Raw genomic sequence first — 26,154 nt, 5'->3', positions numbered from 1 at the left:
TTTTCCTTGCGAGGTTGCTGTGAACTAGGCGCCGAGATAGGCGCGCTGCACGCCTTCGTCGCTGGCGAGCGTGGAGGATTCCCCCTCCAGCGCGATCTCGCCGTTTTCCAGGATGTAGGCGTAGCTGGACACCGACAGCGCCAGCTTCACGTTCTGCTCCACCAGCAGGATGGTGATGCCTTGTTCGCGGTTGAGCCGCAGCACGATGTCGAAGATCTGTTCGACCACCAGCGGCGACAATCCCATGGACGGCTCGTCCAGCAGGATCATCCGCGGGCGGGCCATCATGGCGCGGCCCGTGGCCAGCATCTGCTGTTCGCCGCCGGACAGCGTGGCGGCCCTTTGTTCATAGCGTTCGCGCAGCCGGGGGAAGATGCCGCAGACCATGTCCAGATCCTGCTTGACCGCCGCGCGGTCGCGGCGCAGGTACGCGCCCATCTCCAGGTTTTCGCGCACGCTCATTTCGCGGAAGATTTCGCGGCCTTCCGGCACTTGCACGATGCCGCGGCCCACGACCGCGTCCGCCGGCAGGCGGTGTATCGGTTCGCCGGCGAAGCGCACGCTGCCGGCGGTGGCGGAGACCAGCCGGGAGACGACGTTGAGCGTGGTGGACTTGCCCGCGCCGTTGGCGCCCAGCAGCGCGACGACGGCGCCTTGCGGCACCTTCAGCGACACGTCCTGCAAGGCGCGTATGTTGCCGTAGGCGGCCGATACCGCGTCGACTTCAAGCAGAATTTCAGCCACCGGCGGCTCCCTTGCCCAGATAGGCCTCGATCACGCGGGGATTGCTGCGCACCTCCGCGGGCGTGCCCTCGGCGATCTTCTCGCCGAAGGACATGACGGTGATGCGATCCGAGATCGACATCACCAACTGCATGACGTGCTCCACCAGCAGCACCGTGATGCCGTCGCGTTCGCACAATTCCGTCAGCAGGCGGTCCAGTGTCTCGATCTCGCGGTTGCGCAAGCCGGCCGCGGGTTCGTCCAGCAGCAACAGCTTGGGCGAGATGGCCAGCGCGCGCGCCAGCTCCAGCATCTTCTGCCGCCCGAAGTCCAGGCTGCATGCCGGCGTGTCCAGGTAGTCGGACAGGCCCACGCGTTCGAGCAGGTGCTCGACGCGTTCGCGGGTTTCGGCCGCGGCCGGGCGCAGCAGCTTGCCCGCGGTGTCGGCGCCATGCGCGTAGGTGCCGAGCAATGCGTTCTCGCGCACGCTGAGCGCGCCGAAGAGCTCCAGGTTCTGGAAGGTGCGCGCCACGCCCAGCGTCGCCATTTCGTGCGGCTTTTTCGCCGTGATGTCGGCGCCGTCGAACCGGATGCTGCCGCTGCTCGGGCGGTAGTAGCGCGAAATGCAGTTGAACGTCGTGGACTTGCCGGCCCCGTTGGGGCCGATCAGCGCATGGATGCGGCCGCGCTCGACCTGCATGGACAGGCCGTTGATCGCGGTCAGCCCGCCGAACTTCACGGTCAGCCCCTGTACGTCCAGATAGGGATGCGCGCTCATGCCGCGCTCCTTTGCGTCGGTTTGGCGGCGCCCGCGGCGTTGCGCGGCGCGGCGGGAAAGGGGGCGCGGCGGCGCGTCCCGCGGCCGGCGAACAGGCCCTTCGGCGCGAACATCATGAAGCCCATCAGAATGAAGCCGTAGATGATTTCCTGGAACGACAGGGCCTGGCGCAGGAGTTCGGAGATCAGGCCGAAGACGATCGCGCCGGCGATGGCGCCGCGCACGGAGCCGATGCCGCCCACGACCACCATCGTGAGGATCAGGATGGTGGTCTGGAATCCCAGGCTTTCGGGGTGGATGAACGACGCGAACGTCGTGTACATGCCGCCCGCGATGCCGGCATAGGCGGCCGACACCGTGAAGGCGGCGCGCTTGACGGCATTGACGTTCACGCCCATGGCCTGCGCCGCCACGTCGCTTTCACGCACCGCCCGGAACGCCGAGCCGAGCTGCGAGCGCGACAGGGCGATGGTGGCCGCCAGCAGCAGCGCGGCGATCAGCACGACGAAGGGGTAGGCCTTCAGGTCGGAGGACAGCTCGTAGCCGAACAGCGTGGCGGGCGAGATCCGGAAGCCGTTCGAACCGTTGGTGACCGATTGCCAGTTCAGGAACACCCATTGCATGGCTTCGCCGAACGCGAAGGTCGACAGCGCCAGATAGATGTCGCGCATGCGCAGCGCCAGCGCGCCGATCAGGTAGCCGAGCGCCGCCGCCAGGAGGCCGCCCGCGACGATGGAGATGAAGAACGGCGGGTGCCACAGGTTGTTGACGAGGCCCGCGGTATAGATGCCCACGCCATAGAAGGCGGCGTGCGACAGCGCGAACTGGCCGGTCTCGCCGATGACCACGTGCAGGCCCAGCGCCAGCACGACGAACACCATCAGCAGGTTGACGACGTAGATGACGTAGCCGCTGGCCACGAAGGGCAGGGCCGCCAGCACGGCGGCCGTCAGCGCCAGGAGAATGCGGTCGATCTTGTTGCTCATACTTTCTTCACCTGCAGTTTTCCGCCCAACAGGCCCTGGGGACGCAGCAGCAGCACCACCATGATGGCGACGAACGGCGCGACCACGATGGCGTTGGTCGAGATGAACAGCCCCACCAGGTTCTCGGCCACGCCGATCACGAAGCCGCCCACCACCGCGCCCGGAAGGCTGGTGATGCCGCCCACGATCGCGGCGGCATAGGCCAGGATGGCGATATGGCCGATGTCCGGGGTGATGAGGATCTTGGGCGTGATGAGCAGCGCGGCCACCGCCGAAATCAGGCCCGACAGCGCCCACACCATCATGCGGATGCGGGCCAGGTTCACGCCCACCAGCCGGGCCGCCTTCGGATTCATGCCGACGGCGCGCATCGCGCGGCCGACGCGGGTATAGGTGAACATGAAGAACAGCAGCAGCATGACGCCCACCGCCACGGCGAGGATCACCAGGTCCAGTTGGGTCAGCACGGCGTCGCCGATGATGACGGCGTCGGTGGGCGCCAGCGGCGGCAGCGAGCGCGGGGTGTCGCCCAGGCCCGTCTGCCGCACCATGCCTTTCAAGGCATAGGCCAGGCCCAGCGTGGCGATCACCATCTGCACGCCCACGCCCTTGGAGGCGATGACGCGCTCCATCACGACGCGCTGGAACAGGCCCGATACGAGGGCGACCGCGGCCAGTGTGACCGGGATGACGGCCAGGTAGGGCCAGCCCATCACCAGCGTGAGGAACAGCGCGATGTAGCCGCCGACCATGAAAACCTCGCCCTGGGCGAAATTGGGCACGTCGGTGGTCTTGAAAATGATCACGACGGCGACCGCCAGCAGCGCGTACACGCTGCCCGTCACCAGTCCCGACAGCACCCCCTGCTGCAGGAACAACCAGATATCGGCAAAGCTCATGATGGTCTCCGGCCACCCGCGCAACGCTGCGCCGTTGCGCGGGCCGGCCTGTTTCGGGGCCGCGGGTCTACTTCTGGTACTGCCAGGTGCTCTTGAACGCGCCGGGCACGAGCGACATATTGGCGCCGTCGAACTTGATGTAGATGGCGGATTCCTGCGCGGCGCGGTCGTCCGGGCCGAACTCGATGGGGCCGGCCATGACCTCGGAGTCGAACTTCATCGTCTCCAGCGCCTGCAGGACCTTTTCGCGCGTGGGCTGCGGACCGGCGGCCTTGAGCGCGTTCACCACCGCCATCGCGGGCGGCAGGCCGTAGGGCATGTACGACTGCGGATAGCCCGGCTTGGCGGCCAGGTCGGGGTAGGACTGCTTGTACATGTCGTACACCCAGGTCAGCTTGGGGCCGCCGGGCAGGTCGGACAGCACGTCCTGGATGTAGACGTTCTTGAAGGCGTCCTTGTTGCCCACGTTCTCCACCAACTGCTTCAGGTCGGCGGTGCCGTTCACCGCCAGCACGATGGGCTTGTTCCACCCCAGCTCCTGCGCCTTCTTGATGATGAGCGCGGCGGGGCGGGCGTAGGTGGTCAGCAGCAGCACGTCGGGGTTGGCCGCGCGGATCTTCAGCATCGGCGCGGTGACGTCGGTGATGTTCGGGTTCACCGACTGCACTTGCAGGACCGGGTCGCCCAGTTGCCTGGCCTGGGACTGCGCGGCTTCGAGGTTCCAGCCGCCGTACGCGTCGTCGTGGTTGATGTAGCCGATCTTCTTCGCTTTCAGGTGTTCCGAGGCGAACTGCACCATCGATCCGCCCACCGCGTGCTGTGAAATCGAGAAGGCGCCGTAGATGTACTTGGAGGGCGGATAGAGGGCGCCGTCGCCCGAGGCGTTGAGCATCACGAGCGGCACTTTCTCGCGTTCGACGTATTCGCGCGCGGCCACCACCGCGGCCGAGCACGATCCGCCGTTCAGCAGGAACACCTTGTCCTGTTCGTTCAGCTTCTTCACCGCGGCGACCAGGTCGTTGGCGTTGCAGCGGTCGTCTTCGATGACGAGTTCGATCTGCCGGCCGTTCACGCCGCCTTCCTTGTTGACCTTGGCGTACCACATCTTGGCGGCGTTCATCACGTCGAAGCCATAGGCCATGCCGCTGCCCGACAGGGGCGCGAACATGCCGATCCTGATGGTCTTGTCCGTGACGCCTGGCTCCTGCTGCGCCTGCGCGCCTGTCGATAGGGCCCACGCGCACAGCGCGGCAGCCGTCGCGTAGCGACTACGTTGATTCATGCTTTGTCTCCCGTTTCTGGATGCGCGCCTGTGTTTGCTCGGCGCTTTGCTGCGGTGGCGGCGGGCCGCCGGAATTTCCTACTGCATGCGGTAGCCGCCGTTCACGTCGATGACGCTGCCGGTGATGTATCCGGCCTCTTCGGAGGCCAGGAAGCGCACGGCCGCGGCCACGTCGTCCACGGTGCCGATGCGGCCGAGCGGAATCGCCTGGGCCGCCGCGGCGAGCGCGCCGCTGCTGGTGACCGTGCTGCGCAGCATGTCCGTGTCGATCAGGCCGGGCGCGACGCCGTTGACGGTGACGCCCAGATGCGCGGATTCGCGCGCCATGGCCTTGGTCAGGCCCAGCACGGCGGATTTGGCGGCAATGTACGAGGCGCTGGAACGGTAGCCGCCCAACTGCGCGGCCACCGACGTGAAAGTGATGACGCGTCCGTGCGCGAGCGGCGCGGCTTCGCGCCGGCGCAGGTAGGCGCGCCCGCACAGGAAGACGCCGCGCGCGTTGACGGCGAAGCTGCGTTCCCAGATATCCAGCGTCGTGTTCTTGATCAGCGGGCGTTCGCCGTCGTCCTGGAACAGCAGCAGGCCGGCGGCGCTGACCAGCACGGCGATCGGGCCGTGCCGGGTTTCGATCTCGTCGAACGCGCGTTCGACCGCGGCTTCGTCGCTGACGTCGAAGGCATGCGCGGCGTGCGGCGGGCCGAGTTCGTCGGCCACGCGCCCGGCGCGCCGCGCGTCCACGTCCGAGACCACGACGCGGAAACCCGCAAGCGCCAGTTCCCGGCAGACGGTGGCGCCGATGCCGCCGCCGCCACCGGTCACGAGCGCGAGACGGGGGGCGGCGCCGGATGCGGCGGGCGTGGATACATTGGACATGCTGTCTCCTTGGTGGCGTGCCGCAAGCCCGGGGATGGCATGGCCGCTGTCGTTATTTTTTGCGATTATGTATACATGGCGGATAGGCAGGTATAGGGGCTTACCCTGAACATCGTTTGATCTACAGCAATCATCCTAGGGAAAGCGAGAGTGCAACCTCTTGACAGGATGGCGCAAGTATCCTTCATGTATACAATGCGGGTATGGATACGCTATCTCAACACGTTACCGATACGCTGCGGGACTGGGTGCTGCACGGCAAGTTCAGCCCCGGCGCGCGCCTTGAGGAAATCCCGCTGGCCGAGAAGCTGGGGGTGTCGCGCACGCCAGTCCGCGCCGCGCTGGCGACGCTGGGCAACGAAGGTTTGCTGGAGCACCTGCCCAAGCGGGGATACACCGTCCGCGCCTATGACATCGCAGAGATCGTGGCCGCCTATGAGGTGCGCGCCGCGCTGGAAGGGCTGGCCTGCCGGCAGGCAGCCTTGCGCGGGCTATCGCATGACGCGGTGGCGGTGCTGAAGAATTGCCTGGACGACGGCGACCGCATCCTGGCGAAGGGGGAACTGCTGCCCGAAGACCACCTTCCGTACCAGAAGGTGAACATCACGCTGCACAACGGCATCCTGGAGGCGGCGGGCAATCCATGGGTGAAGCGCTTCGCCACCCAGGCGCAGGCCATTCCGTATGCGTCGGACCGGATCATCCTGTGGGAGGACCACGGGATCATCCTGCGCTCGCATGACGACCACCACCGGATCGTCAGCGCGATCATCGCCCGCGACGGCGCGCGCGCCGAAGACCTGATGCGCGAGCACGTCTATTACGCGGGCATCATCCTGAAGAACAACTACGAGCGGCTGGCGCAGGCCTACCGGGTGTGAAGTCCTAGGCGACGATGCCGGTTTCCAGGCAGGGGTTGAATTCGCCGGTTTTCGGGTCGCGCAGGAACAGGACGCCGGTCGCCACGCCGAAGTACGTGCCGTGCAGTTCCAGTTCGCCCTTTTGCACGCGGCGGCGGATGGACGGGAACGTCATCAGGTTGTTCAGGCTGTGTTCCACCGTCGCCAGTTCAAGGCGCTTCAGGTTGGTCTGGCGGTCCCCGGTGACGGGGCCCAGGCGTTCGGCCACGGGCTCGATCTGCGACATCCACTTGCCGATGAAATCGCCCTTGGAGAGGGGCTTGGCGTCGTCGAAGAAGGAGCGGATGCCGCCGCAGGAGGCGTGGCCCAGCACGACGATGTGCTTGACGTTCAGGCCGTTGACGGCGAACTCGATGGCGGCGCTGGTGCCGTGGTAAGAGGATTCGGAATCGGGGTCACAGGGCGGCACCAGGTTCGCGACGTTGCGGATCACGAACATTTCGCCGGGGCCCGCATCGAAAATGACTTCGGGCGATACGCGGGAGTCACAGCATCCGATGATCAGGATTTCCGGGCTTTGCCCAGTTTCGGCCAGCTTCTGGTATCGGCTGCTTTCCGCATGGAAGCGGCCTTGCAGGAATGATTGGTAGCCTTCGGTGAGTCTTTTTGGAAACATGATCTTTTCTTCCTCGTAGCGGAGCCAGGCTTGCTGGCGCGCCGACACACGCAACAAGGGGCTTCGTTTGGAAGCCCCTTTTCATCGAGTCGACACGCGGAATTTTCCCACACTTGGCCCGGCGGACCCCGGGCTAGACCCTGAGGGAATGAGGGTTTTTGCGGCGGCCGGGACCGGCAATACGGTATATATGAGAATGGTTATCATTTGAAATAACGCGCTGTGAAACGGGCGCCATCCCCCGTCGCCGCGTTGAATCCACGCTGTCCAACCAGGTCCTTCCATGAATTCCAACCCCGACACCGATGTACCGCCGGCAGGTGCTTTCAGCCTCAAGCCGCTGATGTTCGAGACCTTCGCGTGCACGCTCGCGATGATGTCTTTCGTCGCATTGATCGGACCCATCGCGCGGGTGCTCGGGCTGGCGCCCTGGCAGGCGGGCCTGGCGGTGACGGTGGGCGGCATCGCCTGGGTGCTGTTCGCTCGCCGCTGGGGCGCGGCCAGCGACAGGCTGGGCCGCCGGCGCATCATCCTGCAGGGGCTGGGCGGTTTCGTGCTGACCTATGCCGGCCTGTGCGCGTTCGTGATCGTCGCCCTGCGCAATCCGCTGCCGGTCTGGCTGGCCTTCGCGGGCGTGGTGGTCTTGCGCGGCATGGCCGGCGGCTTCTATGCGGCCGTGCCGGCCACCGGGGCGGCGCTGATCGCCGACCACGTGCCGCCGGAAAAACGCGCGGGCGCCCTGGCGATGCTGGGGGCCGCCAGCGGCCTCGGCATGGTCGCCGGGCCGGGCGTGGCGGGAATGCTCGCTGTGCACAGCCTGGAATTGCCGCTCTTCATCACGGCGGTGCTGCCCTTGGCCTCGCTGGCGGTCCTGTGGCGCTGGCTGCCGCGCGCCGAGCATCACGCCGCGCCGGATGCGGCCGCGCTGAAAATCGGCGATGCGCGCCTGCGCCGTCCCCTGGCGGTGGCCTTCACGGCCATGTTCAGCGTCATCGTGGCGCAGGTCGTGGTGGGCTTCTTCGCGCTGGACCGCCTGCATCTGGATGCGCCCGCCGCCGCGAGCGCCGCCGGCATTGCCCTGACGGTGGTCGGCGTGGCGCTGATCCTGGCCCAATTGCTGGTCCGCAGGCTGGGTTGGCCGCCGGAGCGGCTGATCCGCATCGGCTGCGCGGTTTCCGCCGTCGGTTTCGGCTCGATCCTGTTCGCCGCGACGCAGCCGTTCCTGTGGATCGGCTATTTCGTCGCGGCCGCGGGCATGGGGTGGGTGTTCCCCTCGGTGACGGCCCTGGCCGCCAATGCCGTGAACGCGAACGAACAGGGCGCCACGGCGGGCACGGTCGCCGCCGCCCACGGCCTGGGGATCATCCTCGGGCCGCTGGTCGGCACGCTGGTGTACGACATCGACCCCGGCGCGCCCTACGCGCTGATCGCGGCGCTGCTGGCGCTGGCGGCGTTGTGGCCGGCCCGCGCCAAGGCGGGCATGGCCCCGCTGGGCGCCGCTACCAGGCGTTGACGTCCAGCGCCGTGACCCGGGTGAATTGCAGGGGCGTGACCGCCCTGATCTGCTTGATCTGCCCCGGCGCCAGGGGGCCGGACACGTCGTCGCGCACTCGGCCCACTTCCCGGCCCTGCTCGTCGTACAGCACGAAAGTCAGCAGGACGCCGTTGATGGGGCGCGCGGACTGGTTGGCCAGCAGCCCGGTGATGGCCGAGAGGTTCTGGTTAACGTCGCGCACGGCCTGGACGTTGCCCAGCGTGACGCCATAGACCAGCCCCTGCGCGCTGGCGGCGCAGGACAGCCCGGCGAGCAAGGCGAAAGCGGCAAGAACGGGTTTCATGGCGGTCTCCTGGGTAGGCCGGCACGCTTATCTCACACCTTTCCGGGCCCGGGCACAACGGGTCGAATGGATGAATGGGTAACAGCTTGCGAACCATGGCCGCAAATTCGGCGGTGAATGCCGCGGGTGCGCCGGAATATCGCGGAATTGCGGATTCTACGCGCGGCGCGAGGGGCCGCGCGGCGTCCCTTCAGCGCGCCGTAAGGCCTTGGCGATTCTTGACTGTCCGGGCTCTTGCGGAGGCGTCCGGTTTGTTCGATGATGACCGGGCCGGCGATTGGGCCGGCGGATCGTGCGGCCCGTCTTTGCGCCAGACCAGACGCCAGGCGCGCGGGCGCCCAAGGGAGGAACCATGCTTTCCCGTACCAGCCAGTTGGCTTCCGCCATCCTGTTGTCCGCCTGCTTCGCCGGGGCGGCTCTTGCCCAGACCCCCGCCGCGCCAGCCCCCGCCAAGACGCCCACGCCGCAGCAGCAGCGCATGGCGGACTGCAACAAGTCCGCGGAAGGCAAGAAGGGCGACGAGCGCAAGGCCTACATGAGTAGTTGCCTGAAGGGCGAGACCGCCGCGCCCGCCAAGCAGTTGACGCCGCAGCAGCAGAAAATGAAGGACTGCAACGCGAAGGCCGGCGAGCAGCAACTGACCGGCGACAAGCGCAAGACCTTCATGAGTACCTGCCTGAAGGGCTAGACTGGTCGACGCTTGGCCGGTGTCTGACACCCAATGGGATTGCACGTCGTATTGCACGGGCGTTTCAGGGGTGTCAGACACCCATCTAAACCGACACTTCTTGGCCGGTGTCTGACACCCACGGGATTGCACGTCGTATTGCACGGGCATTTCAGGGGTGTCAGACACCCACCTACCAACGACGTGCAATCCCGTGAGTGTCAGACACCCATCTACACCGTCGCGATCGGCGTCACCGGCGAACCGATGGCATGGGGCAGGCGCAGCGGGGGCGCCGTCAGCATGAAATGGTGGCGGCCGTTGGCATGGAGCCAGTCGGCCAGGTCCTTCAGGTACCACAGCTCCGCCAGGGGCAGGCCCAGCTTGAACAGGCAATGGTGGTGCAGGGGCAGCATGGCGCGCGGGCCGCTTTTTTCGCGCGCCGGGTAGGCTTCCACCGCGTAGTTGTCGGCGCAGATGGCGGCGATGCCGCTGTCGGTGATCCATTGCAGCAGCGCGGCGTCGGTGCCGTCCAGCGCCGCGCCGTAGCTGTGCAGCACTTCGGCGTCGGGCTTGCCGTCCATGGCGACGACCGCCTCCGCATAGCCGGTGCGCAGCACCAGCATGTCGCCCGCTTCGACGCGGATGCCGTCCGCCTCCAGGGCGCGCATCAGTTCCGCGTGGCCGACCAGCGTGCGGCCGGGGCCGTAGTGGCGGAACAGGTCCACCAGCACGCCGCGTCCCTGCATGCCTTTCTGGGCCAGGTTCTCCACGCCCAGCTTGAGCGCCGCGGACGGGCCGCCGCTGTTGCAGCCGCAGCCGGTGTGGTCGCCGTCGGCCGGACCCACGACGTCCACGCCGGCCTGGAAGCCGTTGTAGTAGCGAAGTTCGGCCTTGCCGTCGCCGTCGGCGTCGAACAGCGCGCCCACGTGCGCCAGCGCGTCCCATTGCGTGGAGTACTGCATGGACAGCAGCACCTGGTCGTCGCTCAGCACGTCCACCGCGTCCGGGTTGACGTTGCGCAGCGGGAAGTTCAGATAGGGCGTGTCCGCGAGACGGGTGGGGCTCAGTTGCGGCGGATGGCGGCGCGGGTTGAGCACGTTGCCGCCGGGCAGGTCCAGCGGCAGCGACAGGCAGAAAGTCTTGCCGGCGCGGATTTCGCGCGCGCCTTTCAGGACCTGTTCTTCGGTGATGAGATTCAGGCGGCCGAGTTGGTCGTCGGGCCCGAAGTCGCCCCAGTTGGAGCCTTCGGGCCGGTGTTTCCAGCGCTGCATGCGGGCTACTCCGTCAGGAAGTCGACGACCGCGCGGGTGAAGGCTTCCGGTTGCTCCCAGTTCGAGATGTGGGAGGTGTTCAATTCAAGATAGCGCGCGCCGGGAATGGCGCCGGCCAGTTCGCGGCCTTGCGCGGGCGTGGCGGCCAGGTCGTGCGTGCTGCTGATGACCAGGGTGGGCGCCGAGATCGAGGCCACTTGTTCGCGGAAATCGGCGTCGCGCAGCGCGGCGCAGTTGCTGGAATAGCCGGCGTCCGGGGTGCGGCGCAGCATGTCGATCAGCACCCGGGTCAGGCCCGGCTCCGCGGCGCGGTAGCCGTCGGTGAGCCAGCGCTCGACCAGCGCGGGCGCCATGTTTTCCAGCGTCTGCTCGGCCACCGCGGCGATGCGGGCGCTCCAGCCTTCGGCGGAGCCGATGCGCGCGGCGGTGTTGCACAGGATCAGCTTGCCGATCAGCTCGGGGCGCGCCAGCGCCAGCCACAGGCCGGTGGGGCCGCCCATCGACAGGCCGCAGAAGTGCGCGCGCGCGATGCCCAGGTGCGCGAGCAGTTCCGCGACGTCGTTGCCCAGTTGCTCGAAACTGTACTCGCCCTCGGGGATCGACGATTTGCCGTGGCCGCGGGTGTCGTAGCGCAGCACGCGGAAGTGTTTGCTCAGTTCGGGGATCTGGCGGGCCCACATGTCGGCGCAGGTGCCCAGCGAATTGGAGAGCACCAGCACCGGCGCGTCGGCGGGGCCGTCGATGACGTAGTACAGCCGTGCCTGGCTGAGATCGGCGTAAGACATGGGGGAATTCCTCGGGGATAAGGCAACGGCCGCCCGGAGGCGGCCGCGAACGCGTTTACAGATAGCAGGTGCCGTCGACGTAGGCTTTGCGCCAGCGCGTGATGGTCACGCGGTCGAACAGGTCGGCCTGGGAAAACGGATCGGCGTCGATGAACTGCTGCGCGGCTTCGCGCGTGTCCAGGTCGACGATGTACAGGCCGCCGCCGGCGTCCTTGCCGTCATCCTGCAGCTTGGCGCCGCAGGCCAGCAGCAGGCCCTTGTTGGCGTCCAGGAACTCCAGGTGGGCGGCGCGGTGCCGCTGGCGCACTTCCTGGTGGTCGGGCTTGTCGAAGGTTTCGATGATGTACGGCATGGACGGCTCCTGTCAGATGGCGGAGGGGTGGCGCGCCAGCGCCGTGACGTTGATATCCATATACGGGAACAGCGGCAGCGACGACAGCAGCGTGTGCAGCTCGTCGTTGCTGTCGACGTCGAAGATGCTGACGTTGGCGTAGCGGCCGGCCACGCGCCACAGGTTTTTCCACTTGCCGTCGCGCTGAAGCTGCTGCGCCAGGGCCTTTTCGTCGGCCTTCAGCTTGTCGGCGCGCTCGGCGGGCATGTCGACGGGCAGATTGACTTGCATTTGAACCATGAACAGCATGAGGTGTCTCCAGTAAGGCCGCCCCGCCTGGCGGCGGGGCGCGGGGGTCAGTTCGAGAATTTCAGGGGCAGGCCGGTCAGCTTCAGAAGCTCGTCGGCGGTGGTGTCGCCGAACATGTCGATGACGGTCACGCCGTCGGCGCGGATGTCGAACACCGCCACGTCCGTGTACACGCGCGACACGCAGCGCACGCCGGTCAGCGGGTAGGTGCAGGCCTCGACCAGCTTGCTCTGGCCTTCGCGGGTTTGCAGTTCCATCATTACGAACACGTCTTTCGCGCCGATGGCCAGGTCCATCGCGCCGCCCACCGCGGGGATGGCGTCGGGCGCGCCGGTGTGCCAGTTGGCCAGGTCGCCGTGCTGCGACACCTGGAAGGCGCCCAGCACGCAGATGTCCAGGTGGCCGCCGCGCATCATCGCGAACGAGTCCGCGTGATGGAAGAACGAGCATCCGGGCAGTTCGGTCACGGGCTGCTTGCCGGCGTTGATCAGGTCGTAGTCTTCCTGGCCCTTGGCGGGCGCGGGGCCCATGCCCAGCATGCCGTTTTCGGTATGCAGGATGACTTCGCGGTCGGCCGGCAGGTGGTTGGCGACGAGCGTGGGCAGCCCGATGCCGAGGTTCACGTAGGCGCCTTCGGGGATGTCCTGCGCGACGCGGGCGGCGATCTGGTCGCGGGTCAGTTTGGTGCTCATTGCTGCTCCTTGGCGGCCGGTTGGGCATCGATCTGCACGACGCGCTTGACGAAGATGCCGGGGGTGACGACGGTTTCGGGGTCCAGCTCGCCCAGTTCGACCACTTCGCGCACCTGCGCCACGGCCACGCGCGCGGCGCTGGCCATGATGGGACCGAAGTTGCGGGCCGTCTTGCGGTAGACCAGGTTGCCCCAGCGGTCGCCGCGCTCGGCCTTGATGAGCGCGTAGTCGGCGTGCAGCGGATGTTCCAGCACGTACTGGCGGCCGTTGATTTCGCGGGTTTCCTTGCCGTCGGCCAGCGGCGTGCCGTAGCCGGTGGGCGAGAAGAACGCGCCGATGCCGGCGCCGGCGGCGCGGATGCGCTCGGCCAGGTTGCCCTGGGGCACCAGTTCCAGCTCGATCTTGCCGCTGCGGTACAGGCCGTCGAAGATCTGCGAGTCCACCTGGCGCGGGAACGAGCAGATGATCTTGCGCACGCGGTTGGCGCCCAGCAGGGCGGCCAGGCCGGTGGTGCCGTTGCCGGCGTTGTTGTTGATGATGACCAGGTCCTTCGCGCCCTGCTCCAGCAGGGCGTCGATCAGTTCCATGGGCTGGCCGGCCGTGCCGAAGCCGCCGATCATGACGGTGGCGCCGTCGGGTACATCCGCCAGCGCGGCCGCGGCGCTTGCAACAAGCTTAGAGATCATGATGTTTGCTCATAGGTGGCGTGTCATAATTTGTTCTTCACTAGAACTTCCGTTCTGCTGAAGAACATCGTTTCATGGGGATCGGACAGCGTCAAGGCTGCGCGGCGCAGGCCGATTCCCATCGTCTGGCGTTGCCGCGACGGCAACGGATGGCTCGCCGGCGGCGAGCTTTTTTCTCTTGGTGCATACGGATGGCTGAGCAAGAAACCCAGCAACCCAGCGACAGCTACGTGCAGTCCTTCGCTCGCGGCCTGTCCGTGATCCGGGCCTTCGGCCCCGATCGTTCGCAGATGACGCTGTCCGAGGTCGCCGCGGTGACCGGGCTTACGCGGGCCGGTGCCCGCCGCATCCTGCTGACGCTGGAACACCTGGGCTACGTGACCGTCGACGACCGCAAATTCGCCCTGACGCCGCGCATCTTGGAACTGGGCTATGCCTACCTGTCCGGCACGCCGCTGTGGAACCTGGCGCTGCCGTACATGGAAGAGGTGGCCGAGCAAACGCGGGAATCCTGCTCCGTGTCGGTGCTGGAGGGCGCGGACATCGTCTACATCCTGCGCCTGTCCACCCACAAGGTCATGACGATCAACCTGGCCGTGGGCAGCCGCCTGCCGGCCTGGGTGACGTCGATGGGCCGCGTGCTGCTGGCCGGACTGCCGGAAGAAGAACTGGACCGGGTGCTGGCGATGAGCCAGATCCAGGCCTACACGCCGCATACCGTCACTGAAATCGCCGAACTCAAGCGCGTGCTGGCGGGCGTGCGCGCGGACGGCTACGCCTGCGTCGCGCAGGAGCTGGAGCCGGGGCTGCAGTCCGTGGCGGTGCCGATCATGGACCGCAGCGGCCGCGTGATCGCGGCGATGAACGTCAGCGGCCATGCCAACCGTTTTTCGCGCGAAGAGATGCTGGCCGCGTTCCTGCCGCCCTTGCGCAGCGCCGCCGACCAGATCAACCACGCCCTGCTGCGCCGCTAGGCGGGGCAGGCAGAGGATGGCGGAGGACGGTGTGCGCATGGCGGGCCTCAGATGGGCGCGACGCCCAGCGTCGTGCCGCCGCAGACGTACAGCATCTGGCCGGTGACGAAGCCGTTGTCCGGGGACAGGAAGAACATCGCGGCGCGCGCCACGTCTTCGGGCGTGCCCAGGCGCTTGACCACGATGCTGTTGATGATGCGCTCGGTCTGCGGCGCGCCGGCGGGATTGCTCTTGGTGAACAGGTCGGTGGCGATGGGGCCGGGGCCGATGGCGTTGACGGTGATGCCGTCGCCGCCCAGCTCCATGGCCAGCGTGCGCGTCAGGCCCACGAGGCCGGCCTTGGTGGCCGAATAGACCACGCGGTCGGGCTTGCCCAGCGCCGCGCGCGAGGACATATTCACGATGCGGCCGAAGCCGGCTTCGCGCATGGCCGGCAGCGCCGCCTGCACCAGGATCAGCGCGGTGCGCAGGTGCAGGTTCACGACGTAGTCCAGGTCCGCCAGCGTGGCCGTGTCCGCCGTGCCCGGGCGCGTGGCCCCGGCATTGTTCACGAGGCCCACGATGTTGTAGGCCGCGGTCACTTCGGCGGCGACTTCCTTGGTGCGCGCCTCGTCGGTCAGGTCGGCCTGATACGACACCAGCCCGGCCGGCGGATTCTCGGGCAGCCTGTAGTCGATGTTGACGACCTTGTGCCCCGCCTCCAGCAGCATGCGGACGATCGCCGCCCCAATCCCGGCGCTGCCGCCGGTCACGAGATATGCAGTAGGTTTGCTCATATCAGTTTCCCGTTCCAGTTTCCAAATTCCAGCCTCAGCCTCAGCCTCGGCTAGCACGCCGCCGTTCCGATACTTCCACATCTTCCCCAGCGGGGACACCGCCAGATCCGGCTCCGCCGGTCTGCAGGTGTCGCCCCCCTGGGGGGGCGCGCGTAAGCGCGTAGGGGGGGATCCCCATTCAATGCGTCATATAGCCCCAAGCCAGCACGGCGGTGATGTGGATCACGCCGACCCACAGCATCATGATGACGGTATAGCCCATCACGTCGCGCAGCTTCAGCTTGGACAGCGCCAGCGCCGGCAGGATCCAGAAAGGCTGCACCAGGTCGTTCCAGGCGTTGCCCAGCATGACGGCCATGGTGGTCTGGTTCAGCGCGCTGCCGATTTCCTTGGCGGCGTCGATCATGAACGGGCCCTGGATGACCCAGTGGCCGCCCGCCGACGGTGCGAAGAAGTTGATGACGAACGAGCTGATCAGGCCCCAGAACGGCAGGGTCTCGGGCGTGGCGACGTCCACGAAGACCTTGGAAATGGTGGCGACCAGTCCCGACGCGGCCATGATGGCCATGATGCCGGCGTAGAAGGGGTATTGCAGAATGATCCCGGAGATCGTCTTGATGCCCTCGGTCAGCTTGGCCACGTAGGCGGCCGGCGTGCCCAGCAGGATGATGCCCAGGAACAGGATGATGAAGTTGATCAGGTTCAGGTCCAGCGAGCCGCCGTCGATGAAGTGGAAGACCACGTAGGCCACGCCCAGCGCGCCGATCAGCAGGCTCAGGATGCGGCTGTTGTTCAGCTTCGAGGCGATGGTGTTCTTTTCCAGCAGGTCTTCGGCGCCGCCGGCCGGGGCCGTGTCGCGGTCGATGGCCGGGTCCACTTCGACGACCTTCTCGCCCTTCTTCGGGTGCAGCCAGGCGTTGAGCAACGGCAGCGTGACGATGATGACCAGGCTGGTGATCAGCATGGGTACCGAGAAGATGGTTTCCGACAGCGGGATGGTGCCCATCTGCTTGGCGGTGGGGTGGTTGGGCGTGGCCACCAGCACGGGGATGCTGGCCGACAGGCCCAGGCCGTACATCGTGAAGCCGCTGTACGCGGCGGCGATGATCAGCGGGTAGTGCACGCCCTTGACCTTCAGCGCCAGCTTCTTGGCGACGATGCCGCCGATGACCAGGCCGAAGCCCCAGTTCAGGTAACTGCCGATGCCGCCGACCAGCGTCGCCACGATGATGGCGGTGTGCGGCTTGTGCACGTGGCTGACGATGCGGTTGAGCATGCGGTCGGTGAGCGGGGCGGTGGCCAGCACGTAGCCCATCGCCAGGATCACGGCCATCTGGGTGGTGAAGGCCAGCAGGCTCCAGAAGCCGTTGCCCCAGGCGCGGGTGATGTCGCCGATGCCTTTGCCCTCGACGCCCATGGCCAGAAGCACGGTAAGCAAGGTCAGCGCGATCGCGAAGACGAAGGGATCGGGCAGATACTTGCGCATCAGCTCCGTGAAGAATGAAGCCAGTTTATTCATGGTGCCTCCAACAAACTCCGGTAAGGCCAGGTTTTCTCGTGTCTTGCGCCGCCCGGCGCCGGGTGTCGGCGGGGGCGGGTGGGACGATAGGTTTTCTTTGTGTGGTTGGGCTCGTGGCCCGATGGCGGCGGTGGCGGAAAGCCCCGCGCCTTATGTAGTGAATACTTGCCGGCGCGGCCGTCAGGAATCGCCGGCCTTGCCGTTGAGCCAGGCCGCCAGTTCGCCGAGCGCGGAGCTCTTTTCGCGCAGCACGCGCTCGCGGCGCTCGGGGCTCCAGGTATAGAAGCCCTGGCCGCTCTTGGCGCCGATCTGTCCGCTTTCGACCTTGCTCTTCAGGAGGTCCGAGGGCTCGGTGCGGTTTTCGAGATCTTTGTAGAGATAGCTGGCGATCGCGTAGTGCACGTCGATGCCGTTCATGTCGCGCTGTTCCAGCGGGCCCGACAGGGCCAGGCGGATGCCGAGGCTCCACTTGACCACTTCGTCGATGTCCTCGGCGCTGGCGACGCCTTTTTCAAGCAGCGAAATGGCTTCGCGGGCCAGGGCGTGCTGGATGCGGTTGGCGATGAAGCCGGGGATATCCTGGCGCACCAGCACCGGCCGCTTGCCGGCGAACCGCAGCGTGGCCATCACGCGGGCCACGGTGTCCTCGGAGGTGTCGTCGTTGCGCACGACCTCCACCAGCGGGATGACGTCGGCGGGGGTGAAGAAGTGGGTGCCCACGAAGCGGTCGCGGCGCACGACCGCGCTGGCGATGGCGTTGATGGACAGGCCGGAGGTATTGGTGGCGAAGAGGGTGGACGCGGGGCAGAGGGAGTCGAGCTTGGCGAAAATGCCGCGCTTGAGTTCCAGGTTTTCCGGCACGGCCTCGATCACCAGGTCGCTGTTGCAGGCCGCTTCCAGCCCAGGCGCGACCTGAATGCGCTGCATCGCTTCCTGGACCCGGCCGGGGGCGTAGACGTTCAACTGGCGGTCTATCGTCTGGAGCGCGCGTTCCAGGGCGCCTTCCATCGGGTCGATCAGGACGACGTTCAATCCCTTCGAGGCGAACAGCGCGGCGATGCCGCTGCCCATGGCGCCTGCGCCGACGATGGCGAGATTCTTGAGGGGAGTATCCATGATGGTTCGCTCGGTGCTGACATGCCGGGCTTGCGGGCGGGCACGTGCGGAACCAGGATGCTTTCTGTCTCTTCCGGTGTGCCTTCCTGTGCGCCAGGCCAGAAAAATCGTTTTGTTCTATATACGAACATTTGTGCGTATATAGAATTTCTGAAAGAGATAGTACTAAAAGTCGCGGGGGGCGGACAAATCGAAGATTTTGGGTGTTCGTCTGGTGGACGCGAGGCAGGTGTCCGCAGGGGCAGGTGTCAGACACCCGTACGAGATGGCGCGGCGGCCCAATGGGATCTGCCCGGGTGTCTGACACCCAGGTAGGAAGCCGCTATTGCTCTTGGGGGTGTCAGACACCCGGGAGGCGTCGGAACAGCATGAAGTGCGTCTCGTACGGGTGTCAGACACTTACCTAGAGGGCAGGTGTCCGCAGAAGTAAGTGTCAGACACCCATACGAGACGGCGCGACGGCCCAATGGGATCTACCCGGGTGTCTGACACCCAGGTGGGAAGCCGCTATTGCTCTTGGGGGTGTCAGACACCCGGGAGGCATCGGAGCAGCATGAAGTGCGTCTCGTACGGGTGTCAGACACTTACCTAGGGGCAGGTGTCAGACACTTACCTTTGAACCTGAGACCCCCGAGCCGGCCGCCTCAGCCCGAGTTGCGCAGCCCGGCCGCGATGCCGTTGATCGTCAGGTGGATGGCGCGTTGCACGCGCTTGTCGATCTCGGCCCGCGGGTTCTTTTGCGCGGCGCGGTGGCGGCGGATCAGTTCGATCTGCAGGTAGTTCAGCGGGTCGATGTAGGCGAAGCGTTCGCGCAGCGAGGCTTGCAGCGTGGGGTTGTCGGCCAGCAACTCGCGCTGGGTCAGCAGCTTGAGCATGGCGAGCGTGCGGCCGTGCTCGGCGCTGATGGCGCCGAAGATGCGTTCGCGCAGGCCGCGTTGCTGCACCAGTTGCGCATAGCGCGCCGCGATCGCCAGGTCGGACTTGGCCAGCACCATTTCCATGTTGGAGAGCAGGGTGCGGAAGGCGGGCCAGTCGCGCGCCATTTCGCGCAGTTGCGCCAGGCGGCCGCGGCGCGAGCGCGGCGCGTCGGGCGCGCCGGTTTCCAGATAGGCCTCGATGGCCGATCCCATGCCGTACCAGCCGGTCAGCATCAGCCGGCATTGCGCCCAGGAAAAGCCCCAGGGAATGGCGCGCAGGTCTTCGATGCGCTGGCCCTTCTTGCGCGACGCGGGGCGGGAACCGATATTCAGCCCCGCGATTTCGCTGATGGGCGTGGCGGCGAAGAAGTAGTCGGCGAAGCCCGGCGTGTCGTAGACCAGGCCGCGGTAGGTGCGCTGCGCGGTATCCGACATGAAGGACATGGCCGGGCCGTGGTGGGCCATGTGCGCGTCTTCGGCGCTGGTGGCCTCGGCGCGCGCCGCCAGGCTGGATTCCAGCGTGGCGGCGACCAGCAGTTCCAGGTGCCAGCGGCCGACTTCGGCGTCCTTGTACTTGCTCTGGATGACTTCGCCCTGTTCGGTCAGCCGGATCTGGCCGGCGACCGTGCCCGGAGGCTGCGCCAGGATGGCGTCGAAGCTGGAGCCGCCGCCGCGCCCCACCGAGCCGCCGCGGCCGTGGAACAGGCGCAGCCGCACGTGGCGGGCCGAGAACACGTCGACCAGCGCGCGTTCGGCCTGGTAGAGCGACCAGTTGGACGTCAGGAAGCCGCCGTCCTTGTTGCTGTCGGAATAGCCCAGCATGACTTCCTGCGCGCCGTTCTGCGCCTGCTTCACGCGCTGGCGGATTTCGGGCAGGTCGAGCCAGGCGGCCATGATGTCGGCGCCGCGCTGGAGGTCGGGGATGGTTTCGAAGAGCGGCACCACCATCAGGCCGTCCTCGGGGGGAATGTCCTGGCCGGCCGGGGCGATGAGGCCCGCTTCTTTTTGCAGCACCATGACTTCCAGCAGGTCGCTCAGCGTCTCGGTGTGCGACACGATGGTCTGGCGCACCGCCTGCTTGCCGTAGCGGGCCCGGCCGGCGGCGGCGGCCCGCAGCACGGCCAGTTCGCGCGTGGTGTCTTCGCTGTAGGCGATCCAGGGCGAGGCCAGCGGGCGGGCCTGCGACAGTTCGGCGCGCAGCAGCGCCACGCGTTCGTCTTCGTCCAGCGCCAGGTAGTCCAGCGGCTTGCCCGCGTGCTGCACGCCGGCGCGCGAGAACAGTTCGGCCAGGGCGCGCTCGTGCACGTCGGAGCTCTGGCGCAGGTCGACCGTGGCCAGGTGGAAGCCGAACACTTCCACCGCCTGCTGCAGGCCGGCCAGCCGCAGCTTGCCTATCGGCGAGCCATGGTGGGCGGCGAGCGACGCGGCGATGGTGGCGAGGTCGGCCGACAGTTCCTGCGGCGTGTCGTAAGGGGGCGCGGCGACAGTGCTGCGCCGCGCCAGGTCCTGGCCGGTGAGGCGCTGCGCCGTGGCGGCCAGGCGGGCGTACACGCCGACCAGCGCGCGGCGGTAGGGCTCGTCGCGCCGGTGCGGCGAGTCGTCGCCGCTGGCCTCGGCCAGCGCCAGCAGCTCGGCGTCCACCGCGATCAGCAAGGTGGTGATGGACAGCTCCGCGCCCAGCGCGTGCACTTCCTGCAGATAGTGTTCGAACAGCACGGTGGCCTGGCGCAGCAGCGCGCGTTCCAGGGTGCCGGCGTCCACGTTCGGATTGCCGTCGCGGTCGCCGCCGATCCAGCTACCCATGCGCAGGAAGGGTTCCAGCGGCGGGGGCGGGGCGGCGAAGGGCTTGGCGGACTCGCGGTTCAGCAGCCTGGACAGGTCGCCGTACAGGCGTGGGATGACCTGGAGGAAGGTGCTGCGGTAATACGACAGCGCGTTCTCGATTTCGTCGGCCACCGTGAGCCGCGTATAGCGCAGCATGCGGGTCTGCCACAGCGTGGCCACGCGGCCCAGCAGCGACGCGTCCAGATCCGCCAGTTCTTCCGGCGTGAGCGGGCCTTCGCGCTGCGTCAGCCCTGCGGCGATTTCGCGGTGCACGTCCAGCGTGCTCTTGCGCTGCACTTCGGTGGGATGCGCGGTCAGCACCGGCATCACGCAGGCGTCGGCCAGCAGGCGGCGGATGCGCGCCACGCCCACGCCGTGGCGGCCCAGCGTCTGCACCGCTTCGCGCAGGCTGCCGCGCGCCGGGGCGTCGTCGGCGATCGCGCGGGCGCGCTGGCGGCGGTTCTGGTCGCGGTCGTCGGCGATGTTGGCCAGGTGCAGGAAGTAGCTGAAGGCGCGGGCGACCGAGTTGGGGTCGCTGTCCTGCAGGCGCTTGACGCGCTGCTCCAGCAGTTTGCCGTCGGCGTCGTTGCCTTCGCGGCGGAACTTCACGGCGGTGCGGCGCAGGGTCTCGATGGTGTCGAAGACGCGCTTGCCTTCGCATTCTTCGATGACGGTTCCCAGTAACCGGCCTAACAGCCGGATGTCGTGACGCAAGGGTTCTGCTGAATCGGACTGCTGGCGCATGGCATTCATCGGGCGGGGATCCGTCGGGCTGCTGGAGGCAAAGGGTTGAAGAAGGGGAGTTGCTGGTAAACCGGAAATGAAACCTCGTCGATTTTACGCAGCCTTCCTTACGGGAAAGCGCCGGGGCTGCGTTAAAGTTCGCTAAGGGCCTGTTTACGCCAAAACAAGTCCCGGCCTCTTCATTTCTCCTTAAGCCCCTTTATGCAAAACCATCAACGTCGCGCGCTCGTGCTGTTTTCGGGCGGCCAGGATTCCACCACCTGCCTGGCCTGGGCGCTGGACCGCTATGCCCATGTGGAAACCGTGGCGTTCGATTACGGGCAGCGCCATCGTATCGAATTGTCCGCGCGCCTGAACGTCTTGCGCGACATCCGCGGCAATTTCCCGGACTGGGCGCCGCGCCTGGGCGAAGACCACCTGCTGGACCTGAAGGTGCTGGGCCAGGTGGGCCACACGGCCATGACCAGCGACCGCGCCATCGAGATGCAGGCCAACGGCCTGCCCAACACCTTCGTGCCCGGCCGCAACCTGCTGTTCCTGACCCTGGCCGCCGCGCTGGGCTACCGCCGCCAGTTGGACGTGCTGGTGGGCGGCATGTGCGAAACGGATTTCTCCGGCTACCCCGACTGCCGCGACGACACCATCAAGGCGCAGCAGGTGGCGCTGGGCCTGGGCCTGGGGTCCCGGGTCACGATCGAGACGCCGCTGATGTGGATCGACAAGTCGGAAACCTGGGCGCTGGCGCACCAGTTGGGCGGCGACGCCCTGGTCGAGACCATCGTCGAAGAAAGCCACACCTGCTACCTGGGCGAACGCGGCGCGCGGCACGACTGGGGGTACGGCTGCGGCGAATGCCCGGCCTGCAAACTGCGCAAGATCGGCTGGGAAAAATGGGTGGTCGCTTCCGCCGCGGAAGGTTGAACCGCGGCGCGGCGGACGGTCAGGCGGAGGCCGCGCGCACCCGTCCGATGAATTTCCACCGTAGCGTCAGCGCGGCCGCGCAGATGGCCGCCGCCAGGCCCACCGACACCGCCATCGCGCCGCGCGCGCCATGGCTTTCCACCAGGTAGGCATAGGCCACCGGCGCGGCGGCCGTCAGCAGGAAGCTGGGGATCAGCAGGGCGCCGACGAGCGTGCCGTAGCTGCGGAAGTCGAAGAGCGCCAGCGGCAAGGTGCCGCGGGTGATGGTCAAGAGGCCGTTGCACGCGCCATACAGCAGCGCGTAGGCCGCGGTGGCGTACAGGTTGCCGCCGGACAGCAGCGCCAGCAGGAAGCACAGGGGCAGCGCCGTCCCGACCGCCAGCGTCAGGGTCAGCGGATGCAGGCGCGAACCCAGCGCCACGTCGGCCAGCCGGGCGGCGAACTGGCCCACGCCCCACAGCGCCGCGACGCCGACGGCGGCGGCCGCGGCCAGGCCCAGGCCGGACAGCAGCGAGATCAGGTGCGCCGCATTGCCGGCCGCCAGGAAGTTGGTCAGCATGGCGATCGCCGCGTACAGCACGCCCGCCAGGCGGCGCTCGGCGGGGCCGCGGGCCAGGCCCGTTGAGGCCCTGTCCTTGCCGCCGGCGGGGGCGGCGTAGCGCTCGCGCGGCAGCGCCAGGTACAGCGGCAGCGTGGCCAGCGCCAGGCCGCCGTAGGCCAGCACCGCGCCGCGCCAGCCCAGCCAGCCGGCCAGCGCATGGCCCACCGGCCACATCACCGTGGACGCCAGGCCGCCGAGCAGCGTGATCTGCGACATGGGCCGGCGCGCCGTGGGGCCGGCGGCGCGCGCCAGGGACGCGAACGCCGCGTCGTACAGGCAGAGCCGCATGCCGATGCCCAGCAGGATCCACGCCAGGTAATACAGGGGAAGGCCGCGCGCGGCCGCCAGGACCGCGCAACCCAGCGCGGCGATCACCGCGCCGGCGGGCATGACGCGGTGCCCGCCCCAGCGGTCCACCGCCATGCCGGCCAGCGGCGACACCATGGCCATCACCACGATGGCGGCCGAGAAACCGCCGTAGACGGCGGCGGCGTTCCAGCCCAGGTCGGCCGCCATGGCCGGGCCCAGGGCGCCGATCAGGTAGAACGTGACGCCCCAGCCGATCAGTTGCGTCAGGCCCAGGCAGACGATGGCGCGGGGCGCGATCACGGCCGCTGCGGCGGCGTGGCGTCGCCCTCGCCCAGCGAGCGCTGCATCAGTACGGTGTCGCGCCATTCGCCGTGTTTGTGCCCCACCGACCGCAGCGTGCCGGCGGGGTGGAAACCCTGGCTGGCGTGCAGCGCCAGCGAGGCGGCGTTGCGGCTGTCGCCCACCACGGCCAGCATCTGCCGCCAGCCCGCCGCGGTGCAGCGCGCGATCAGCTCGGCCAGCAGCCTGCCGCCGATGCCCAGCCCGGCGCGGCCCGCCTTCACGTACACCGAATCCTCGACCGTGTGGCGGTAGGCCGGGCGCGGGCGGTAAGGCGTGACGTAGGCGTATCCCACGATTTCGCCGGCGATCTCGGCCACCAGGTGGGGCATTTCCTTTTCCAGCACCCCGGCGCGGCGCTGGCGCATTTCCTCGATGGACGGCGGTTCCAGTTCGAAGGAAGCCGTGCCGTGCTGCACGTGGTGGGCGTAGATGGCCTTGATGGCGGGAAGATCGGCCGGGGCGCTGTCGCGGATGAGGACGGTGGGGGCGGTGGAAGGCATGGAAGAAACGGGGGAAACGAAGAGCCCCCAGTGTCGCGCAAGCTTATGTATTAATAAAGCTTTGGTCTATTATGATTTTCATAAGAAAAACTTTGGGTAGATGCGATGCGCGGTCTCAACCTGGATCAGTTGCGCACCTTCGCGCAGGTGATCGAACTGGGCAGTTTTTCCGCCGCCGCCGAACGGGGCGGGGTGACGCAGCCCGCCGTCAGCCTGCAGATCCGCCAACTGGAGCGGCGCTTCGGCCTCAAGCTGGTGGAGCGCGTGGGCCGCCGCGCCGGCCCCACCGCGGCCGGCGCGGAACTGCTGGCGCACGTCCGCGTCATCGATGCCGCGCTGGCGCAGGCCGAGCTTGCCATGACCGCGCACGCATCCCAGGTGTCCGGCCGCATCAGGCTGGGCACCGGGGCCACCGCCTGCACCTACCTGCTGCCGTCGCTGCTGGCCGACCTGAAGCGCCGCTTCCCGGCCCTGGACATCGTGGCCAGCACCGGCAACACGGCCGACATGCTGCGCGGGCTGGAGAACAACGCGCTGGACATCGGGCTGGTCACGCTGCCGGCGCCGGGGCGCATGTTCCAGGTGACCCCGGTGCTGGAAGACGAGTTCGTGGCGATCTTTCCGGCGCGCGATCCGGCCGCCATCCCGGCCGCCGCCACCCCGCAGGCGCTGGCGCGGCTGCCGCTGGTGCTGTTCGAACCCGGCGCGCGCACGCGGCGGCTGGTGGACGATTGGTTCGAGGCGGCGGGCGTGGCCGCCAAGCCCGTCATGGAACTGGGCAGCACCGAAGCCATGAAGGAAATCGTCGGGGCCGGCCTGGGCTGCGCCGTGCTGCCCAGGCTGTCGGTATCGGGCGCGGGCGCTCGCCCGGCGCTCGCGGTCCGGCCGCTGGCGCCGCGCCTGTCGCGCAGCCTGGCCATCGTGCTGCGCAGGGATAAGCCGCTGAGCCGGGGCCTGCGGCATCTGCAGGAGGCGCTGCTGGCGTTGCGTGGGTGAGCGGCCGCGGGCGGCGCCTGCCCGGCCCGGGTTGCCGGGCCGGATCGGTACACTGGAGCGACCGTTCAACGCCATCTCGGACCGAATCGTCGCAAAATGGGCATCCCCGCTTCCGCCGCGCCCACTCGCGGGCCTCATAAACCCGCAGACCTGGATCTGTTCCCGTACGAGTCCTCGCGGCGGCCCGTCGCCGGGCTGGCCGTCGATTACGAAGACGGCCACCGCATCCGCCGCCACCGCCACCGCCGCGCCCAGTTGGTCTACGCCATATCGGGCGTCATGGTGGTGGATACGCCCGCGGGGATCTGGGTGGTGCCGCCCACGCGCGGGGTCTGGGTGCCGGCCTGGATGCCGCACGGCATCCGCATGAGCGGCGAACCGCGCATGCGCACCGTGTTCGTCGAGCCGGGCGCGGCCGCGCACTTGCCCGCGGAATGCTGCGTGCTGTCCATTTCCCCGCTGCTGCGCGAACTGATGGCCGCGGCCGCCGAGGTGCCGCTGGACTGGGCGCCGGATACGCGCGACGGGCGCCTGATGATGCTGTTGCTGGACGAACTGCGCCAGGAACCCGTGCTGCCCCTGCATTTGCCGCAGCCCGCCGAGCCGCGCCTGGCGCGCATCTGCCGCGCCATCGTGCGCCACCCGGAACGCCAGGACGGCGCGGCCGATTGGGCGCGCGAGCTGGGCGTGGACCCGAAAACGGTGCATCGCCTGTTCCTGCGCCATACCGGCATGACGTTCGGCCGCTGGCGCCAGCAGGCGCGCCTGCTGGCGGCCATGGAGCGCCTGGCCCGCGGCGAGCGCGTGCTGGAAGTGGCGCTGGACCTGGGCTATGAAAGCCCGAGCGCGTTCGCGGCCATGTTCCGCAAGGCGGTGGGCGAGCCGCCCAGCGCGTTCGCGGCCCGCGGCATGGCGTCCGCCTGACGGCCGCGGAGGCCTCCCGGGCGCGGCCGGCA

Annotated in this window: 27 protein-coding genes; 7 read left to right on the top strand and 20 right to left on the bottom strand. The window is 67.9% G+C overall.

Annotated elements, in window-relative coordinates; translation table 11 throughout:
- Nucleotides 1-24 precede the first annotated feature (24 nt).
- The 6 genes from WHX56_RS01945 to WHX56_RS01920 form a co-directional block, all read right to left on the bottom strand.
- Complete coding sequence (locus WHX56_RS01945) at nucleotides 25-744, bottom strand: ABC transporter ATP-binding protein (protein WP_129246389.1); 720 nt, start codon at nucleotides 742-744, stop codon at nucleotides 25-27.
- On the bottom strand, nucleotides 737-1,501 hold the full coding sequence (locus tag WHX56_RS01940; RefSeq protein WP_338880151.1) for an ABC transporter ATP-binding protein: 765 nt from the start codon (nucleotides 1,499-1,501) through the stop codon (nucleotides 737-739). Before WHX56_RS01940 ends, WHX56_RS01945 begins: the two co-directional genes overlap by 8 nt.
- Complete coding sequence (locus WHX56_RS01935; RefSeq protein WP_287752517.1) at nucleotides 1,498-2,487, bottom strand: branched-chain amino acid ABC transporter permease; 990 nt, start codon at nucleotides 2,485-2,487, stop codon at nucleotides 1,498-1,500. Before WHX56_RS01935 ends, WHX56_RS01940 begins: the two co-directional genes overlap by 4 nt.
- The gene (locus tag WHX56_RS01930) at nucleotides 2,484-3,386 is read right to left on the bottom strand and encodes a branched-chain amino acid ABC transporter permease (protein ID WP_129246382.1); all 903 of its coding nucleotides are present in this window, start codon (nucleotides 3,384-3,386) and stop codon (nucleotides 2,484-2,486) included. Before WHX56_RS01930 ends, WHX56_RS01935 begins: the two co-directional genes overlap by 4 nt.
- 67 nt (nucleotides 3,387-3,453) lie before the next feature.
- Complete coding sequence (locus WHX56_RS01925) at nucleotides 3,454-4,668, bottom strand: ABC transporter substrate-binding protein (RefSeq protein ID WP_287752520.1); 1,215 nt, start codon at nucleotides 4,666-4,668, stop codon at nucleotides 3,454-3,456.
- 78 nt (nucleotides 4,669-4,746) lie between these two features.
- On the bottom strand, nucleotides 4,747-5,541 hold the full coding sequence (locus WHX56_RS01920) for an SDR family NAD(P)-dependent oxidoreductase (protein ID WP_129246378.1): 795 nt from the start codon (nucleotides 5,539-5,541) through the stop codon (nucleotides 4,747-4,749).
- A gap of 203 nt (nucleotides 5,542-5,744) precedes the next feature.
- Here WHX56_RS01920 and WHX56_RS01915 point away from each other — a divergent pair, with 203 nt between their 5' ends.
- Complete coding sequence (locus WHX56_RS01915) at nucleotides 5,745-6,422, top strand: GntR family transcriptional regulator (RefSeq protein WP_129246376.1); 678 nt, start codon at nucleotides 5,745-5,747, stop codon at nucleotides 6,420-6,422.
- Between the two features lie 4 nt (nucleotides 6,423-6,426).
- Here WHX56_RS01915 and WHX56_RS01910 read toward each other — a convergent pair whose 3' ends face one another.
- The gene (locus WHX56_RS01910; RefSeq protein WP_129246374.1) at nucleotides 6,427-7,077 is read right to left on the bottom strand and encodes a carbonic anhydrase; all 651 of its coding nucleotides are present in this window, start codon (nucleotides 7,075-7,077) and stop codon (nucleotides 6,427-6,429) included.
- A gap of 283 nt (nucleotides 7,078-7,360) precedes the next feature.
- Between WHX56_RS01910 and WHX56_RS01905 the strand changes: the two genes are divergently transcribed.
- Nucleotides 7,361-8,590: an MFS transporter gene (locus tag WHX56_RS01905; protein ID WP_338880150.1), complete on the top strand. Its 1,230-nt coding sequence runs from the start codon at nucleotides 7,361-7,363 to the stop codon at nucleotides 8,588-8,590.
- Here WHX56_RS01905 and WHX56_RS01900 read toward each other — a convergent pair.
- A complete protein-coding gene (locus WHX56_RS01900; RefSeq protein WP_129246370.1) occupies nucleotides 8,577-8,915 on the bottom strand; it encodes an FxLYD domain-containing protein in 339 nt (112 codons plus the stop codon). The genes WHX56_RS01905 and WHX56_RS01900 overlap by 14 nt on opposite strands.
- A 352-nt stretch (nucleotides 8,916-9,267) precedes the next feature.
- On the opposite strand from WHX56_RS01900, the gene WHX56_RS01895 reads away from it, so the two are divergent.
- A complete protein-coding gene (locus tag WHX56_RS01895) occupies nucleotides 9,268-9,603 on the top strand; it encodes a PsiF family protein (RefSeq protein WP_129246368.1) in 336 nt (111 codons plus the stop codon).
- Nucleotides 9,604-9,815: 212 nt separating this feature from the next.
- Here WHX56_RS01895 and WHX56_RS01890 read toward each other — a convergent pair whose 3' ends face one another.
- From WHX56_RS01890 to WHX56_RS01865, 6 genes are read right to left on the bottom strand one after another with little or no spacing between them, the layout of a single operon-like run.
- The gene (locus tag WHX56_RS01890) at nucleotides 9,816-10,856 is read right to left on the bottom strand and encodes a cyclase family protein (protein WP_287752523.1); all 1,041 of its coding nucleotides are present in this window, start codon (nucleotides 10,854-10,856) and stop codon (nucleotides 9,816-9,818) included.
- 5 nt (nucleotides 10,857-10,861) lie between these two features.
- Nucleotides 10,862-11,641: a 3-oxoadipate enol-lactonase gene (gene pcaD / locus WHX56_RS01885; RefSeq protein WP_129246364.1), complete on the bottom strand. Its 780-nt coding sequence runs from the start codon at nucleotides 11,639-11,641 to the stop codon at nucleotides 10,862-10,864.
- Nucleotides 11,642-11,696: 55 nt separating this feature from the next.
- Nucleotides 11,697-11,993, bottom strand: a complete 297-nt coding sequence (locus WHX56_RS01880; RefSeq protein WP_129246362.1) for a YciI family protein — start codon at nucleotides 11,991-11,993, stop codon at nucleotides 11,697-11,699.
- Between the two features lie 12 nt (nucleotides 11,994-12,005).
- The gene (catC, locus tag WHX56_RS01875) at nucleotides 12,006-12,281 is read right to left on the bottom strand and encodes a muconolactone Delta-isomerase (RefSeq protein WP_129246360.1); all 276 of its coding nucleotides are present in this window, start codon (nucleotides 12,279-12,281) and stop codon (nucleotides 12,006-12,008) included.
- A gap of 47 nt (nucleotides 12,282-12,328) precedes the next feature.
- Entirely contained in the window at nucleotides 12,329-12,973 is a 645-nt protein-coding gene (locus WHX56_RS01870) for a 3-oxoacid CoA-transferase subunit B (RefSeq protein ID WP_129246358.1), read from the bottom strand.
- Nucleotides 12,970-13,659, bottom strand: a complete 690-nt coding sequence (locus tag WHX56_RS01865; protein ID WP_338880149.1) for a 3-oxoacid CoA-transferase subunit A — start codon at nucleotides 13,657-13,659, stop codon at nucleotides 12,970-12,972. Before WHX56_RS01865 ends, WHX56_RS01870 begins: the two co-directional genes overlap by 4 nt.
- 191 nt (nucleotides 13,660-13,850) lie before the next feature.
- Between WHX56_RS01865 and WHX56_RS01860 the strand changes: the two genes are divergently transcribed.
- Nucleotides 13,851-14,633 (top strand): IclR family transcriptional regulator, encoded by a 783-nt coding sequence (locus WHX56_RS01860; RefSeq protein ID WP_338880148.1) that lies wholly within the window; start codon nucleotides 13,851-13,853, stop codon nucleotides 14,631-14,633.
- 47 nt (nucleotides 14,634-14,680) lie between these two features.
- Here WHX56_RS01860 and WHX56_RS01855 read toward each other — a convergent pair whose 3' ends face one another.
- From WHX56_RS01855 to ppc, 4 genes are all read right to left on the bottom strand, one after another.
- The gene (locus WHX56_RS01855; protein WP_129246354.1) at nucleotides 14,681-15,409 is read right to left on the bottom strand and encodes an SDR family NAD(P)-dependent oxidoreductase; all 729 of its coding nucleotides are present in this window, start codon (nucleotides 15,407-15,409) and stop codon (nucleotides 14,681-14,683) included.
- Between the two features lie 178 nt (nucleotides 15,410-15,587).
- A complete protein-coding gene (locus WHX56_RS01850) occupies nucleotides 15,588-16,928 on the bottom strand; it encodes a short-chain fatty acid transporter (protein WP_129246352.1) in 1,341 nt (446 codons plus the stop codon).
- A 180-nt stretch (nucleotides 16,929-17,108) separates the two neighbouring features.
- Nucleotides 17,109-18,044: a 3-hydroxyacyl-CoA dehydrogenase family protein gene (locus tag WHX56_RS01845; RefSeq protein ID WP_338880147.1), complete on the bottom strand. Its 936-nt coding sequence runs from the start codon at nucleotides 18,042-18,044 to the stop codon at nucleotides 17,109-17,111.
- Nucleotides 18,045-18,688: 644 nt separating this feature from the next.
- On the bottom strand, nucleotides 18,689-21,538 hold the full coding sequence (gene ppc, locus WHX56_RS01840) for a phosphoenolpyruvate carboxylase (RefSeq protein WP_338880146.1): 2,850 nt from the start codon (nucleotides 21,536-21,538) through the stop codon (nucleotides 18,689-18,691).
- 192 nt (nucleotides 21,539-21,730) lie between these two features.
- Here ppc and queC point away from each other — a divergent pair, with 192 nt between their 5' ends.
- Nucleotides 21,731-22,450: a 7-cyano-7-deazaguanine synthase QueC gene (gene queC / locus WHX56_RS01835; RefSeq protein WP_129246346.1), complete on the top strand. Its 720-nt coding sequence runs from the start codon at nucleotides 21,731-21,733 to the stop codon at nucleotides 22,448-22,450.
- Between the two features lie 19 nt (nucleotides 22,451-22,469).
- Here the strand turns inward: queC and WHX56_RS01830 are convergent, their stop codons facing one another.
- Both WHX56_RS01830 and WHX56_RS01825 read right to left on the bottom strand, forming a co-directional pair.
- Complete coding sequence (locus WHX56_RS01830; protein ID WP_338880145.1) at nucleotides 22,470-23,660, bottom strand: MFS transporter; 1,191 nt, start codon at nucleotides 23,658-23,660, stop codon at nucleotides 22,470-22,472.
- Complete coding sequence (locus WHX56_RS01825) at nucleotides 23,657-24,202, bottom strand: GNAT family N-acetyltransferase (RefSeq protein ID WP_287751727.1); 546 nt, start codon at nucleotides 24,200-24,202, stop codon at nucleotides 23,657-23,659. The genes WHX56_RS01830 and WHX56_RS01825 overlap by 4 nt, the downstream gene beginning before the upstream one ends.
- Before the next feature lie 105 nt (nucleotides 24,203-24,307).
- Here WHX56_RS01825 and WHX56_RS01820 point away from each other — a divergent pair, with 105 nt between their 5' ends.
- Nucleotides 24,308-25,198, top strand: coding sequence for a LysR family transcriptional regulator (locus tag WHX56_RS01820; RefSeq protein WP_338880144.1), 891 nt, complete (start codon nucleotides 24,308-24,310; stop codon nucleotides 25,196-25,198).
- A 96-nt stretch (nucleotides 25,199-25,294) separates the two neighbouring features.
- Complete coding sequence (locus WHX56_RS01815) at nucleotides 25,295-26,122, top strand: AraC family transcriptional regulator (RefSeq protein WP_129246338.1); 828 nt, start codon at nucleotides 25,295-25,297, stop codon at nucleotides 26,120-26,122.
- The last annotated feature ends 32 nt before the right edge of the window (nucleotides 26,123-26,154 follow it).

Source organism: Achromobacter veterisilvae, assembly GCF_037619525.1.
Classification (GTDB): Bacteria; Pseudomonadota; Gammaproteobacteria; order Burkholderiales; family Burkholderiaceae_B; genus Achromobacter; species Achromobacter veterisilvae.
Note: the sequence above shows the minus strand (reverse complement) of the source record. Positions and strands in the feature narration are given on the sequence as shown.